Annotated in this window: 15 protein-coding genes and 2 pseudogenes; 9 read left to right on the top strand and 8 right to left on the bottom strand. The window is 52.5% G+C overall.

Translation table 11 applies throughout. The annotated features are described in order from the left end of the window. Positions 1–15: 15 nt before the first annotated feature. The 6 genes from JC200_RS20585 (at position 16) to JC200_RS20560 (ending at position 6,423) form a co-directional block, all read left to right on the top strand. Positions 16–714 (top strand): TcpE family conjugal transfer membrane protein, encoded by a 699-nt coding sequence (locus JC200_RS20585; protein ID WP_274433578.1) that lies wholly within the window; start codon positions 16–18, stop codon positions 712–714. Continuing rightward, positions 711–3,173 carry an ATP-binding protein gene (locus JC200_RS20580; protein ID WP_274433576.1) on the top strand — a complete coding sequence of 821 codons (2,463 nt, stop codon included), beginning with the start codon at positions 711–713 and terminating at the stop codon, positions 3,171–3,173. Before JC200_RS20585 ends, JC200_RS20580 begins: the two co-directional genes overlap by 4 nt. After that, on the top strand, positions 3,170–4,735 hold the full coding sequence (locus JC200_RS20575; RefSeq protein ID WP_274433574.1) for a hypothetical protein: 1,566 nt from the start codon (positions 3,170–3,172) through the stop codon (positions 4,733–4,735). The genes JC200_RS20580 and JC200_RS20575 overlap by 4 nt, the downstream gene beginning before the upstream one ends. Next, positions 4,732–5,685 carry a lytic murein transglycosylase gene (locus JC200_RS20570; protein ID WP_274433573.1) on the top strand — a complete coding sequence of 318 codons (954 nt, stop codon included), beginning with the start codon at positions 4,732–4,734 and terminating at the stop codon, positions 5,683–5,685. The genes JC200_RS20575 and JC200_RS20570 overlap by 4 nt, the downstream gene beginning before the upstream one ends. A gap of 69 nt (positions 5,686–5,754) precedes the next feature. Then, complete coding sequence (locus tag JC200_RS20565) at positions 5,755–5,928, top strand: hypothetical protein (RefSeq protein WP_274433572.1); 174 nt, start codon at positions 5,755–5,757, stop codon at positions 5,926–5,928. Between the two features lie 168 nt (positions 5,929–6,096). Beyond that, positions 6,097–6,423 (top strand): DUF7678 domain-containing protein, encoded by a 327-nt coding sequence (locus tag JC200_RS20560; RefSeq protein ID WP_274433571.1) that lies wholly within the window; start codon positions 6,097–6,099, stop codon positions 6,421–6,423. A gap of 164 nt (positions 6,424–6,587) precedes the next feature. On the opposite strand, the gene JC200_RS20555 is transcribed toward JC200_RS20560, so the two are convergent. After that, positions 6,588–6,830 (bottom strand): hypothetical protein, encoded by a 243-nt coding sequence (locus JC200_RS20555; protein WP_274433570.1) that lies wholly within the window; start codon positions 6,828–6,830, stop codon positions 6,588–6,590. Positions 6,831–7,028: 198 nt separating this feature from the next. Then, entirely contained in the window at positions 7,029–7,268 is a 240-nt protein-coding gene (locus JC200_RS20550; RefSeq protein WP_274433569.1) for a hypothetical protein, read from the bottom strand. Positions 7,269–7,552: 284 nt separating this feature from the next. Here JC200_RS20550 and JC200_RS20545 point away from each other — a divergent pair, with 284 nt between their 5' ends. Then, entirely contained in the window at positions 7,553–9,052 is a 1,500-nt protein-coding gene (locus JC200_RS20545; RefSeq protein ID WP_274433568.1) for a recombinase family protein, read from the top strand. A gap of 75 nt (positions 9,053–9,127) precedes the next feature. Continuing rightward, positions 9,128–10,003 carry an Rpn family recombination-promoting nuclease/putative transposase gene (locus tag JC200_RS20540; protein ID WP_274433567.1) on the top strand — a complete coding sequence of 292 codons (876 nt, stop codon included), beginning with the start codon at positions 9,128–9,130 and terminating at the stop codon, positions 10,001–10,003. 320 nt (positions 10,004–10,323) lie between these two features. Here JC200_RS20540 and JC200_RS20535 read toward each other — a convergent pair. From JC200_RS20535 to JC200_RS20515, 5 genes and pseudogenes are all read right to left on the bottom strand, one after another. Beyond that, positions 10,324–10,494: pseudogene (locus JC200_RS20535) on the bottom strand (DUF255 domain-containing protein); the annotation flags it as partial. 751 nt (positions 10,495–11,245) lie between these two features. After that, positions 11,246–11,524 (bottom strand): adhesin, encoded by a 279-nt coding sequence (locus JC200_RS20530; RefSeq protein ID WP_206652400.1) that lies wholly within the window; start codon positions 11,522–11,524, stop codon positions 11,246–11,248. 2 nt (positions 11,525–11,526) lie between these two features. Continuing rightward, complete coding sequence (gene trxB, locus JC200_RS20525) at positions 11,527–12,471, bottom strand: thioredoxin-disulfide reductase (protein ID WP_274433565.1); 945 nt, start codon at positions 12,469–12,471, stop codon at positions 11,527–11,529. Positions 12,472–12,668: 197 nt separating this feature from the next. Continuing rightward, a complete protein-coding gene (gene arsC / locus JC200_RS20520) occupies positions 12,669–13,097 on the bottom strand; it encodes an arsenate reductase (thioredoxin) (RefSeq protein ID WP_443111850.1) in 429 nt (142 codons plus the stop codon). Positions 13,098–13,173: 76 nt separating this feature from the next. After that, positions 13,174–13,362: pseudogene (locus tag JC200_RS20515) on the bottom strand (ArsB/NhaD family transporter); the annotation flags it as partial. Between the two features lie 140 nt (positions 13,363–13,502). On the opposite strand from JC200_RS20515, the gene JC200_RS20510 reads away from it, so the two are divergent. Further along, positions 13,503–14,330, top strand: a complete 828-nt coding sequence (locus tag JC200_RS20510) for a replication-relaxation family protein (protein WP_274433564.1) — start codon at positions 13,503–13,505, stop codon at positions 14,328–14,330. Positions 14,331–14,337: 7 nt separating this feature from the next. Here JC200_RS20510 and JC200_RS20505 read toward each other — a convergent pair whose 3' ends face one another. Then, entirely contained in the window at positions 14,338–15,162 is an 825-nt protein-coding gene (locus tag JC200_RS20505; protein ID WP_274433563.1) for a C39 family peptidase, read from the bottom strand. Positions 15,163–15,379: the final 217 nt, after the last annotated feature.

Raw genomic sequence — 15,379 nt, 5'->3', positions numbered from 1 at the left:
AAAGGTGGTGAACCCATGCAAAAGTCCACGGAGACGCGGTACGCGGCCTACCGGTCGCTCTTTCGCGTCAAAACCGTCCTGTATCAAATTGGAGACATTCGGCTCTGGATGCCGATTGACCGGGATCTCATCTTGTTGTGGGTGCAAACCTTCGCCTTCTTCCTACTGTTTTATTATGTGATCCCGGTTTTGGCCTGGGTCTCGCCGTTCGGTCCCGCGCTCTCACTGAGCGTAGGTCCGGCAGGACTCGCCTATCTGCTGCACAAGCTGGACCCGGCGGGTAAATCAACATCGATGTATCTCAGAGACATCCTTCGATACCTCATCAGCAAGAAATACGTCCGCCGCTTTGAGCGTATTTCCCCGCCCCGCTCAAAGCGCACGGTAAACTGGTCCATCCGAGGGAGACGGGTTCACAGAATCGATGTGGAAAACGAGTTTTGTATCAAATTCTTCATGGCGGAACCCCTGCAGGGTACACTCCAACCCGGGTCCGTCCTTCGGGTGTATCCCCCATCGAAGATCCGTTGGCACGCACGTGTCCATCGGTTTTCCCTCACGCCACTGCCTTCTCGCCGTCATGCAAGCGTGGAGGATATTCGTGCGACGCGCCGAGGACGCACTTGGTTCTGGACGGTGACGACCCCAGCAGACATCACCGTGCAGGCTGCAAGCGCAAAAGCACGTTTGCACCAAAGGCGGGGTGTCCAATGAAGTGCCCCGTTCTCTACTACGAGCAAAATGTCCTTTTCGATATGCGGCTGCAGACCTGGGCCGCATATCGCATTCCGCAGCAGCCGTACGCCTTTCAATCGGGTGATAAAAAACGAGCCATTGCGGACAGCCTGCGAGAGTTTCTGCACACCTATCGCGGCGCATGCCATTTTCTTTCGCTGACGGACGAAATCCGCCCGACGGGGTTGTTCACCCGGAACACAGAACACGGTCAGGAATTTGAACGGTACCGAGAAGCTGTCATCCACAAGGTCGCCGATACGCATCCCTGGCGACGCTCGTTGTTCCTTCTCGTCAAATTACCGCGATCCCGGTTCACGCCACCCGACCTTCACCTGACGTCCCCGGCGCAGACCCTCTCGTCCTTTCGCGACTGGGTAATGGGCTTCGGACGCGTACTGGAGCAACAGTTTCTCGCTGGACCATCCGGTGAGGTCGACCGCAGGGTCTTGGAGGACGCGCTCGGTGCCGAGGCGCTCGTGGCACAGTCCGTCCGGACGGCACTGAATGGAGAGCGCATGCAAAGTTCCGACATCGAATGGCTGCTTCGTCATTCGTTCCATCGAGGTCTGGTCCATGAGCCCCAATTGGGACTTGAACCGAGTTATCAAATCGCCATACGTGGGGAGCGCGTGATGATTCGTCCTCGAAGTTCACTCCCCATTCTCATCTCCGGGGATAGCGTGATCGAGGAACGAATAAAGACCCTGGTTGTCCGTCATGACGACGAGGATGAGCAGGCCAGTTGGCAAGCCTTCTACTTTCTTGTGGACGTTCCCGAAGAGGTGTCCGACGTGGGACAGGAATGGCTGTACCGATTGGATGACCTACACGACCCGGTGGAATACAGCATCCACCTCCATGTCGAAGCGCCGCATACGGCCGCTGCCGGACTCGAACGCAGCCGCAAAGCACTCAAGGACCAGCAGCGGGAATACGTCGAGGGGACCGGAGACCTGCCACTCACTCTGGAGTGGGCAGGCGACCGGGGGCGCCTTCTGGAGCACAAGCTCCAACGCGGCATGCCACTCGTGCATACAACCGTCACCTTTGCCGTCTTCGCCCCAACGCGTACGGAACTGGAAGCGCGTGCGACGCAGTTCGCCCAGCTTTGCAGTAGCCAACACCTACGCGTTGTCCGCTCACCCGGTGACCAAGTCCGAGGGTTCATGGACTTTTTCCCCGGGACCGACATTCTGAAGAAACCCTGGGGTATCCCGATGGACCCGGGCTACTTGGCGGCTGGCATCCCCCATGGCAGCCGGGACGCCGGTGACCCAACCGGTGATTACATTGGCCGCACAGGGCAAGGGACGCCGGTTCTCTTGGATTTAGCGAGACCCATGTCCAGTGAAATGAATCGAAGCGGCGCAGTTGGCATCGTCGGCACCCTGGGTGGTGGAAAGTCCGTTTTCAAAAAACTGCTGTTCTATCTGGCCTACAACCGAGGTGGCACGATCTTCAGCATTGACCCAAAGGACGAGGACAAGTGCTTCTATCAAATCCCGGAGATCGCAAAAGACCTCACCGTCCTAGACTTGTCTGCCGGATCCCGAACGCGCATCAACCCCTTTCGCCTGGCCCAGAGTGAGGAACGCGCTCAGGCCGTCGCGCTCGATTACCTGAGTCTTCTGCTCGACGGCGGGCGAAGTGACGAACGTGCGGATGTCATCATGGAAGCGGTTGAAAAGGTGTTCGCGAACGGCCCACGTGACTTAACGCGTTTCATGCGTGAGATGCAAAACCTCGCCCAGTCCGGTGGTCACGAGGCGCTGCGCGTGGAAGCTCGGCGTTGCCATACGCGGCTTCAGGGTTACATGAAAAGCCCTTATGGACGGCTCGTGTTCGCGCGAGACGAGGGTCAGAGTTCCCTCCCCGGCACCCGATTTGTCGTCGCTAGTCTGGCAAGTCTTCCTCTTCCGAAACGCGTAGCGGGAGAAAGCATGAGCCTCACGCCCAATGAGCGGTTCGGGGTCGGCATGATGTACCTCATGGCCGCACTGGGTCGAGAACGGCTGTTTCATACCGCTCCTGGCAGACTGAAGTTGTTCGGGATCGACGAAGCCTGGCTGCTTCGTTCATTCCCCGAGGGACGCCAGCTGATCGACGAGACGGTTCGCATGGGCCGCTCCTATGGCGTCGTTCCGATCCTGGTGACGCAAAACCCTGGAGACATTGCAGAGGAAGAACTCCGCAACAACCTTGGGGCCATCTTCTGTTTCCGTACCGAGGACCCCCGTGCGAGCCGTGACAACGCGATCCTGCTCGGTCTTGATCCGGACGAAACCAGCCTGTGGCAGGAGTTTCGCAGCCTACGCTCCGGGGACTGTTTTATGAAGGACATCGAAGGCCGCGTCGGGCGCATCCACATCGATCCGACCCCCGATGATCTCTTGGATATATTCAATACCTCCGTCGATGGGAGGTCCTCTTCATGAAACGAAAGTGGCGGTTTTGGATGATCGCCCTTGTGTGTTCTGCCGCTGCGGCGTGCTTCTTCATCGTCGCACAGCCAGCGTTTGCCGCAACCACGTCGTCGTCGACTACCATGATGAATCAAATTTTGCCGACCGAGAACCAAATCGGTATGTCCGTCCAAACCACGCCAACCTACCGCATCTACCCACCCGACCGCTACGCATTCGACCTTGGCTACAGCCTTGTCACCTGGGAATGGGGCGGACTCAAACCGAGTCTGAATGACCCCATCCCCTACCTTGGAGACGCCATCGCGAGTTGGCTGTTTATTGGAGCAGGCTTCATCACCCGCTTTGGCATCTTCCTCTCGGAACTCGGGTTTCACACGAAGCTGGTGAACGACCAGTTGGCTGCGATTACTCCACTCCTCATCGGCCTTCGCCATAGTCTATTCGGCCGTTTCCTCCCGTTCAGCCTCATTGCGCTGGCAGCGTGGGCGGTGAAGAAGGCGATGGTCGATAACCAGACGGCCCGGGTGTGGTCGGGCATTCTGGCGAGTGTCTTGGTACTCGCAGGCGGCTTCTTTTTCATGACGAACAGCGGCACCGATATTCGGTTCCTGTCCAATACGATGGACCAACTCTCACAGGTGACGATGGGGGCGCTGGCGCAACCCTTTCAACAAATCGAAGGAACCTCCGCCCTCTCCCCCAATCAAGCAGCGGATACAGAACTTGTGGTCACTGGGAATCAGGTGTGGGATTTACTCGTGACACGCCCATGGGTCATCGGCGAGTTTGATCGGACAGAACAACAACCCATCAGCGTCACGCCAGCCGAGGCGACCGCGATGACCAAGGCCGCGGCCTCAGACCATGTATCCCTGATGGTGACGCCGGGAGAAGACTGGATGACCCTCATGCGTTCATTCCCGGACGGCTCACAACAGCGAAACATCCTCGCCACGACGCTTGGAAATCCGTCGATCAACCACGGTGGGCACTCGGATATGCCAGACGTGCTTGGCGCGAGCAGTGTCGTGCCAAGAATGGTGATCGCGATATTTTCCCTCATCGCATCCGTGATGTTTCTCGTGTTTGTCGCGGTCATTGCAGGGATGTTGGTGGCCGCTCAGGAGATCGCCCTGGCGCTTATTCTGGTCTCCCCGCTGGTGTTTCTCATCGGTTTGCTGCCGGGCCGAGGATTCGCGTTCGTACGCGCCTGGCTCGGTTGGCTGATCGGCGCACTCGGAACCAAAGTGGTGTATGGGTTCTATTTTGGCATCACGTTGCTGATGGCCGACGTATTGACCAAAACGACCGGGCTGTTGATCCTACAGCAGATGTTTCTATCCCTACTCTTCTTCCTCGCATTTCTGTTTCGCAAGCGGATCCTCGGTGCCGTTCTTAGCAAGGTTGGCGCACCCACTCCCCATGAGATGATGCATACGTCCGTCACCTACGTTCGCGAACATTGGCGAGAAACCACTACATCGGTCAATCGCTCCACCGGGTTCGCGAAGAATGTCTATCGTCGTTTTCGTCCAAAGGGACGTAGTGACGATGGCGGTGACGAGTCGTGAAACGCCCCGCACGAAAGATCATCCTGTGGATCATCGGGCTCCTTGGCGTGTGGGGTGTTGTGATTGTCCTCCTCCTGTTTCTCCTGCTCCTCGTAACTCTTGGGGTCATCATCTCATCCCGGGACAATACCCTTCCGTTCGCCTCAGGAACGGCTGTCGAACCGATCCCGCCAGACCTCGTTCCGATCTACCACGCGGCAGGTGCCAAGTACCACGTCCCGTGGGCCATTCTGGCGGGGATCAATCGCGTAGAAACAGACTTTGGTCGAAACCTATCCGTGTCTTCAGCAGGGGCCACCGGTTGGATGCAGTTTGAGCCAGCGACCTGGGCTGCCTATGGGGTTGATGCAGACGGCGACGGTCGGGCTGACCCGTATGATCCGGTCGACGCCATCTTCTCCGCCGCGAACTACTTGTCGGCAAACGATGCAAAGAAACACCCGTACCAAGCCGTCTTTCAATACAACCACTCCAGCGACTATGTCCGCGAGGTTCTTCAGTTGGCGCAAACCTATCAGGCTTGGAATCCACTCAGTTCTGAGTGGGTGTGGCCGGTGCAAAGCCATAGCTGGGCAGTTGTACCGACAGGCAGCCAACACGAGCCATTGAGTGTCAAGGTTCGTTCTCCCTCAGGATCGCAAGTCCTAGCTGGTCACGAGGGAACTGTGACACGCGTTTCGAGAACGAGTGTGACGATTGACATCGGATACGGACTCACCTTCACAGAACAGGGCCTAACGCCGAGTGTGGTGACTGGAACACTCGTGAAGGCCGGTCAGCGTATTGGGCAAACCGAATCAAACGACGTCGCTGTAAGCCTTGCGGAGGGAAAAACTCCACTCCCCGTCACTTGGTTTTTGCCAACGTCACCTGAGAAATTGGCCCCCACACCGTCCCTCAGCCTCGCGGCGAAAGCCAGCGTATCGCCGACGGCACCTCCTCCTGACTAAACAAACTGGTGCTTGCGTACGGCCCAAAGGAGAGTTAATTTGGACAACCACCGAAAGGAGGTGATCCACATGCTCGACCAAGCGCTTGAGAATGAGGTCCGGCGTATACGAAAGGAAGGCCGACTTCATGTAGCGACCAAAAACGAGGCCCTTGAAATTGCCGAGTACGCCAAGAAAACGTACGGATATCTGTTCTCCATCACCCGTACTGGCTTCGGATACCTTGTGGTCGACGAGAACTGATTCCCGCGCCCACGAGTATTTACAGGGCGTCCTTTACGGTATTGAACCGGAGGACTGAAACGCACCTGTTCTACGCCAAAGCGCGTTTGTTACGCTGCCTGCAACTTTTCATTCTTTGATGGGGAAAAGGAGCGAGTGAAGCGGTCACTGAAACGAGGAGGGATCCCATTGCAGTACGAATTCGCGATGAAACCAAGCTCATTCGGCGGAACCTGGTATGAAGGGGTCGTCGACGGATACTACGTGCATGCTCGCGTGTTCGACGAGCCGTCGAAGTTCGGGATTAATGATGGCAGAATCTCCGCCTTAATGATCGTCCCGAAGAAAGGGGACGGCCTTCTTCATGCACTGGTCAATTATGACCGAGGCTGGGACCGTGACTTGCCTCCGGCGAAATACCGCCCCGTGGTGGAACACGTGTATGCCTGCTTCCACGATCACGACATCGATTGGACTTACGAAGAGCGCAAGCATCTCAAGGGCATGAGCTTTTGACGCATTGCGTGTAGACCATATTGGTGGCTTTCAGGAGGCCAACCACAGAACAAAAAGAGTCCCGGCGATGAAGGCGAGTAGCGGACGGCGTGCGGCAGGAGCTAAGTCACGTGAAAAGGGGTGAACAAGATGAGAGAGCCGATGTTCATCTGTCCCTCTGGCCACTACTCCGTGATCTGGCCAGATTTGATCCATGTGACACCTTCCGGGATCACGATCACATGCTCCACGTGCCATGAAATCACACTCATCCCGTGCAAACGCGCCGAAGAAACCCCATACTCTGCAACAAATGTGAAACCCGGGTAGAAGAAGAGACATCTCTTCAGGTAGCCAGCCTGATCGACGGCCCCCTCCAATCCCTGCCGTTGACTGTCTGCCAACACAGAGCTAGTTTGGACACCCAAGCACCATTCCACCGCTGGAGGGATACGGCCATGCCGGACACAACAGGTCAATCTTCAATCCATTCCGCCTTCCGAATACCACCCGACGCCAAGACAGTCTCAGTCCAGGTCTTGGATAGCTGGCTGCAGGCGTGGCATCCGGACCGCGCGCCCATGCGCGTTTCTGTCATGGATCAGGCCTGGCGACGCTGTACCTTTTCAGATCGAGGCGGCGAGATTCGGGTTCTCTACCGTCGAAACGTCCCGAATCTTCAAGTGGGTGCGGAGCGGTTCATCATTGACGAAATTCACGTCCAGGTAGAATGGGGCCAGAAACCATACGCGGTTCGTTTCTTCGTGAACGCAAGACATCTCTGCACCCACGCCCCACGTTGTTTCCGGATTGTTCGTCAGTCCGCCTATAAGAAGGACTTGTTGCCGACAATCTCGAGGCTTCACCTGGCAATCCTGCCCGTCTGCCGTTGAATCGCAGATTCGCGGTCACGACACACACCTCGTTTCCCCCACCCATCTACCGCACCAGTTCACCATGTCCATGGCACAGTCTCACAATCGGATCGCGACGTGTTCCCCCTCCATCTCCTTCCGTTGACTGCCCCGCGACGCAGAGCTAAGTTGGACATCCAAACGGGGCTCCATGACCAGACAGGAACAACGACACGTGACGGAGCCCCGATGCCATACTCGCTGATGTGAACTCCACCAACATCGAGGTGATCCACTTGGAGCAGAAGAAGATTTACGAAGTCGCCGTGTATTTGCGCAAGAGCCGCGACGACACGGATGGAGAAGAGGATGTCTTGCTCAAACATGAAACCGCCCTCACCGACCTCGTACGGAAGAACAACTGGCGCTACGTCATCTATCGTGAGATTGGCAGTTCTGACAGCATCGACTACCGCCCGGAATTCAAACGTCTTCTCAAAGATGTGGAGAACGACTTTTACGACGCAGTGGTGGTCATGGACTACGATCGATTGAGTCGTGGCGATAAAGAAGACCGCGCCCGTGTCGAGAAAATTCTCAAACTCTCCAACACATTGGTTGTGACGCCAAACCGAGTATACGACCTCAACGACGAAGACCAGGAACTCATCACCGACATTGAAGGCGTCTTTGCCCGATACGAGTATCGCATGATCAAAAAGCGGTTCCAGCGCGGTAAGAAAATCGGTGCTCGCCTCGGCCACTGGACGAACGGTCCCGCCCCCTTCCCTTACGTCTACAATTCCGAAGCCAAATCCCTAGACATCGATCCCGAAAAACTCGAGATTTATCAACTCATCAAGAAGCGTCTCCTCAGTGGTGCAACATGCGCCTCAATATGCTGGGAACTCAATCGCCTCGGCATCCCTTCCCCCAAGGGAAAGCTGTGGCAGGAGAGCGTGGTTTACCGGTTGGCGCTCAACGAAGTGCACCTCGGGCGTATCATCTATGGCAAGACCAGCGGCGGCCTGCACAAGAACCGCAAGACAGCACCTTTTCGCATCAATTCTAGAGAGAACTGGGTTGTGGTTGAAAACGCGCATCCCGCCGTAAAGACGCCTGAAGAACACGCAAAAATCATTAAGGTCTTGGAGCAGCGTCGCATCCAAGCGAAACGAACTCGACATGGAACGTACCCGTATTCCGGGCTCATATTCTGCGGAAAGTGCGGGTCTGCACTGCAATTTCAGCCCAAGGAGAACGGGCGAGTTCTCGTGAAAAAGTGCCAGAAAATCGATCCATTCGGAAATCGCTGCGGCAATCCTGGGTGCGACGTGGAGCATGTTGATCGATCTGTCTTGGAGAGCTTGCGGGAGTACGAAGAAGAAATCCGATCACGACCGATTCAAGAAACGGAATCGAATGACGTCACCCCACAAATGATGTTACGCCTGAGAGAGACCGAACTCGAAAACTTACACGAAGGCATTTCCCGGCTGAAGGATCTCTACGTGTCCGGAGATTTGTCCAAGCAGGAATATCGTTCGCGACTGGAGCGTCAAAAGGACCTCATTACAAAGAAGGAGAACGAAACCCAGCAGTTGAGAGAAAACCTGCAGATTGGTGGCCCCGTATCCGATGGGGACAGACTACAGCGCATCGAGAACCTAAACAACGTGTGGGAGCAACTCGATGCAAAACCGGTCGAGAAGAATCGCTTGCTCAAGCAGATCGTTGAACGGATTGAGTATGTGCGGGATGGATATGGAATCAACATACGGATTAAATTCCGGTAAGTTTGATGACCCAGATACATTCTCGAAGAGCCATGGTACAATATCGTCAAGGCCGATTTTAAAGGTGTGGATTACATGGCACTCATGGATTTGAAAATTGATTTTGCATTCAAAGCCCTGTTCGGCAGCCCAGGCAGCGAACCAATTTTGATCGCATTTTTGAACGCAGCATTGAAGCGCTCGGAAAGCGGAAAGATTACCTCAATTGACTTAATCAACCCCGAGCTTGGCCCAAAGTACATGGACGATAAAAAGTCCATTTTAGACATTCATGCGCGTACCGAAGACGGTACTAGAATCAATATCGAAATCCAGCTTGCCAATCGCCATGACATGGAGAAACGCACATTATATTATTGGTCCTGCATCTTTTCAGACCAAATGCAAAAGGGCATGTCGTACTCAGAACTGGCTCAGACAATCACCATAAACATCTTAAACTTCCGCTACGTAAGAGCCACTGAGGCGTATCATACAACCTTTCATCTATATGAGGACACCGACCAGTTCTTGCTCACCGATACATTGGAAATCCACTTCATGGAGATCCCAAAACTGATGACGAACTGGCGAAAGCGTACCGTCAGTCTACATGAAGACCGGCTCGTCCGCTGGCTTCTGCTACTAGAAGCGGCCGACAATGATGACATCCGAAGTGAGTTGGAGACGATTGCAAAGGAGGATCCCGTCATGAAGAACGCATTCGAGAAATGGGAGGACATCAGTCGCGACCCCCAAGCACTGGCCGAGTACCACTCCAGGCGCATGGCAATTCTGGACGAGGCTGCTGCCATCCGAGAAGCAGAATTGCGGGAGCAAAAGGCACTTATTGAAGGCAAACGAGAGGTAGTTAAACAGCTACTCCTCAAAGGATTCGATATCAAGACTATATGCGAAGTATCGGGACTGTCCAGAGAAGAGATCGAGGAACTTTCAAACCAATTACATTGACGGAAATCGCTACACTGAGGACAGGAACGCATACTGTTTGCAAAACCGTTTTAATCCCAGTTAACTGATATTCAAAGTCATGGATGATGAGTTGACATGCCAGTCACAGGACCACCCGTTCAACGGGTGGTCCTGTGACTCCTTTATTATCTGGTCAGGTTGTTGCCCTTTCAAGGTAGCACCCGTAAATATAGCAATAGTCGGCGAACCCATATTTCCTCCATCTCCCTCCAATGGAGTAATATATGGACTCGGCATCAGTGACAGGTCCATATATTACTCCATTACCGTATATTGCCACTCGTAGCCCCGCAGGGCTACGAGTAGCCCACGGATAAAAAGATGGGCCGGTTGTATCTTCGGGCAATCTTAAAGGCGTCGTCGCCCCATGGGTACCAGTCGACTGGGTTGTGGGCGTGTTGCAGGAGGTATGGGGATTTTTCGTGGATGAGGCGGTTGGTGAATTTATGTTCGCTGTTGTTGGGTTTCACGGTTGAATCATCCTTCCTGGATGGGTTTACCGTTATGATACACCAACGCCGCGAAAAGTATTGACTTATCAGTGCATGTCGAGGTAATACATGGAATCATTTTTCGTTCCCACATCATTACGCCAGGTTCTCAGCCCTTGACACCTGTTATACTGCCCCGAGACATAGAACGAATCAATGTAGGGCTTGTTGACCGCACATTCTGTCATTGACCACCTAGCACTAATGAACGTGATGCACTTGGTGACCTGCCAATCCGGCAAGAACGAAGATTACACCTGAGATAAGGTCAAATTCTCAAAGCATTAGGTTGCAACGTTCCATCCCTGATTCAAGAGATATCCCAGAAAAGCTGTAGGCACTACGCGAAGTTATCCTACGTCCCGAAACGCCAGGCGCAGCAAGAGGTTACGAGATCTACTGCTGTCCAAGCCAAGGGATAAGAACGTTGTCTCTCCCTCCACCTACCCACTCCTTACTCTCGACAGCCTTCGGTAGCATGGGCTGAGCCTTATTTCGCAAACTCGCCCAACTGTCGTTAGCCTCAATTCAAGTTCGTGAACCTCTGGCCGGAGGTCGGCCGCTGCCTTTCTTCAGATTCCACCTCGCGATAGATACCCTTGGCTTAAGCTACTGACTACTGCTACCTTCACCATTCCGGACTTTCACCGTAGAGACAACGCCCATGCCGGACGCACGAAAAAGCGCCTCGGCTTAAACTCCCGAGACGCACGACGTTTAATGAGATCCCTTAACAATTACTTTGTCCAGCCATCACAAGCCCTGACCCTACTTCTGTCGTCCGAAAGTCTAGCGTAAGACTTGTCGTATGCGGCACAATACGATTTTCAATGGAAACCTTGATCCCGTTGAGTATTTGTACAACATCATCATCATGTGGTTCGTCAAGAGAAAGACCCAATTTCGGGCCACAACATCCCTGTCCAGCAAACACAACTCGGATACAATTGGCATTGTTCTGTTTCAAGACGTCTTCAATAAACGTTTTTCCTGCATCTGTAATCTGCATAGTTATACCTCCAACTCGTCATGTGCAGCCACACTTTCTAAAAATCGTTCGCACTCCAATGCTGCCATGCATCCAGTTCCCGCTGCTGTAATAGCCTGTCGGAATTTGTGATCCTGTACATCCCCGCACGCAAATACGCCAGGAATATTCGTTTCGGTTGTGCCAGGCTTCACGACAATGTATCCGAGGTCATCGGTATCAATTTGCCCATTCAAGAAATGTGTATTGGGGTGGTATCCGATCGCAACAAAGATACCTTCCGTCGCAATCGTTTCTTCCAAGCCCGTCTCATTATTTATCACCTTGAGTCCTTTCACACGGTTTCCGTCCGACTCTACTTCCACGGGTATGCAATTCAAGCTCCAAGTAATTTTAGGATTGTTACGTGCACGGTCTTGCATAATTTTCGATGCACGCAACTCATTTCTTCGATGAACGATACGCACCTCTGAAGCGAATCTTGTTAAAAAATTCGCTTCTTCCATCGCAGAATCACCACCACCAACAACAACGATTTTCTTACCTCTAAAGAAGAATCCGTCGCAAGTCGCACAGGTACTCACGCCACGCCCAATATTTTCATTCTCACCCGGGATTCCGAGCATTTTTGCAGAGGCACCCGTCGAGAGAATTAAAGATCGGGTTTCTAACTCGGTCATGCCTTCAACTTGAAGTTTAAATCCATTTCCCGAAAGGTCCACTTGTGTCACCCAGCCACGCGAAAACTCCGCTCCGAATTTTTCAGCTTGCTTGCGCATATTTCTCATTAACTCTGGTCCCGTAATCCCGTCCGGAAATCCAGGAAAGTTTTCCACTTCCGTGGTCAGCGTTAACTGCCCACCTGGTTCATTCCCTTCAATCACAAGTGGACTCAGGTTTGCCCGCGCCAAATAAATCGCTGCAGTCAGTCCTGCCGGTCCCGTTCCAACGACAACTACTTGTCGCATGTTGGTCATCTCCTCAATGTGATTGGGTATCCCATTTTTCTCAAACGGACGAACATTCAATGAAAAGTGAAGCATTGGCTCCTTTGAGGTCCAACCCCCGGTAGTTCTCTTAATTCGGTTCAGTCCAAAGGAAAGCACGGTAACACTTTAAAGAGGCTTCTAAATCCGCGCAACTGACAGCAACCTGCATGCGTTGATCACTGATGCTGGATTTCCTCCTCTAGAAATTTAACAACACGTTCTTTTATGCCATCCCGGACTTCTCGGAACTTATCGAGTACTTGTTGTTCCGTACCTGTCGCACGAGCTGGGTCTTCAAACCCCCAATGCATGCGTCTCACGTGGGGAGGCGTCACTGGGCATTTGTCGTATGCATCACCGCATAGCGTGATTGCGTAATCAGATTGATTGAAAATGTCGTTGTCAATCAAGTCCGAAGTGTGACTTGAAATGTCCACGCCGGCCTCGTTCATCACCTGTAGCGCCTTCAGGTTCAGTCCATGAGCTTCAATCCCACCGCTGAGTACTGTAATTTTGTCTCCGGCAAAGTGGCGTGCCCATCCTTCGGCCATTTGCGAACGGCATGAGTTCCCTGTACAGATGAAGTACACAATAGGTTTTTTCACGTTGATCTCTCCCTCTTTCCCTCATAGGTCTTTGGATTAGATTATAGGTCAGCGACATTTATTCCCTGCACGATTTTTAGTGAACCAAACTCAGCCATACGTACAACCCAGATAAAGTGACGAAGAGGACCGGTATGGTCAGTACAATCCCGGTTTTAAAATACTGTCCCCAGGAAATTTGAATTCCCTTTTTCCCCAAAACGTGAAGCCACAGCAATGTGGCAAGCGACCCAATTGGGGTAATCTTTGGGCCGAGGTCACTGCCGCTATAACTCTTCTTTCAAAACGTCAGCAAGTCCGAATGGCGAACGATTTGATATTTTCACGATTGCGGGCAGCCTGGACCGTCCCGGAGAAGCTTTAATCGAATGACTGGGTACGCGCGGAGCCACAGAGAGCTTTGCCATGGAGAAGAAGGCGAGACGAACAACACCCTTACGACCGGATGGCGAAGGGATCTATCGATTCGTGGACGGAAGCTATGTCGAACTGCTGCTTGAACACGATACAGAAACCGAACATATGAGCATAATAAAAAACAAACTCAGAAACTATGGTGATCATATTGGGGAATTATGGGGCCAGAGTGCCGATTTGGTGAATGTGTTGTTTGTCACGAAAACAAATCTTCGTGCCTTAAAAATCCGGTCGTATTGGAAGTGGTATTTGAAGGAGTGGTTCCGAAACAGGAAGGTTCCGACGCTTTGGTTCACACATGAAAACCTCCTCAATGAACCAGGTGTTTTAAGCCCCATCTGGTTGGGCACAGGAGAGCAGTTGATGGCGGTGAACCAGTTCCCTCGGCTGAAAAAAAGTCTGTATAGCGCTGGGGCTGTGTTAGGTAAACAGGCGGGCGGCAAACTGGTTTCATTCTCCAATTCACGGTTAAGGGCGGAAGTAAACGGGCGCGTCCATGATTTGGATACACTATACGCACCCATACTTACCCTACGTTCGCATCTGCAGTTGAATACAAGTGATGTATATCGCATCTCCCTCTTTTCGGCCGACACGCGCCAACGTGGCGCGGCAGGCCCGGAATCAGGGTCTGGCACTCTAAGACATTGGTTTGGATCAACCATACTGCGGAGATCCCGGTGGCGTGACACAGAACAATACGCCAGTCCTTACTACCCACACCCCACCATTCACGATAATGGTCTCTTTATCTACGTACGATTCAATTCGAGCGTTCCACTTTTTGGGTTATGGACCAGTTTCAATTTTTATTAAGTACCCACTATGTGTTCTTTTTTATTGTCACAGCCTGCTTCCCGAGTTGTTTCCAAGCTGCAATAAATTGTTGGCGATTTACGGGCTCGGCTTTCGTACCGTTCAGGGGATCATTTATAAAGAGTTGAGTTTGGTCATATCCAACGAGCAATACGGCATGTTCCTCCATCGTCACACGAACTATACCCTCCTTACTATTCCAAGTCTCCCACATGGAAGTAGGTTTAAAGGTGGCTGTTGTCCAAACCATGACCGGAGTTCCATGAGCCACAACGGAAAGTATATCTGTAAACGGAAGACCAGTAAGATCCTCTGCCCTTCCCGGTAGTATCTCATTAATCAAAGTCACAATTGGCCCATGAAAAATGCCGTAACCATTGAACTGCGAATATACATCTCCCACGAATCCAACGTTTGGATTGCCCCAGTACACGATACTTCCATTGGGTCCCAACACTCTTTTTGTCGGATCCGTCGGTTCCTTTCGGGCCAATGTCATTTTATCCACGGGATGTCCGATTGCTGTAAACAACATAGATAGACTTGTAACCTCGCATCCTGTCGGCAACTGAGGAAACTGCGACTGAGGAGGAACATCAATTAAAGCTGCCGTTGGCAAAGCTTCTGTGTGTTGAACTTTATGGGATTCCTGAACATGTGTACCATTCGATGGCACCTTGGATGTTTTCGCGTGGTTGATAACGTGGCTTTGCAACCGTACGTCGCGCCAAACATAAAGAACCCCACCAATCAGGAAAGTTATCCCCATCACTGTTAGGAATCGGTAGAGTTTGCGCTTTGTCTTATATTTTCCTCGACCTTGTCGATGCATACTCCGCTTCCTCCTTCCATTCAATTCAATCAATTGTGTTTTTGTATATTCTGGATATGGAAATGTTCGCTTGTTGCACCCCATGCAGGTCCAACTAGGTATTACGCCACAAATCCAGTACGAAGCGACCCTCCATGATCATAGTGTTACTACGACTTCAATTACGGTCTTAAGAATTTTACTAACTTGCCTATTCTCAAATTTTCGTATTCTGTTT

It is taken from the genome of Alicyclobacillus sp. ALC3, assembly GCF_028751195.1.
Classification (GTDB): Bacteria; Bacillota; Bacilli; order Alicyclobacillales; family Alicyclobacillaceae; genus Alicyclobacillus_L.
The sequence above is the reverse complement of the archived record's forward strand: the minus strand, read 5'-3'. Positions and strand labels throughout refer to the sequence as shown.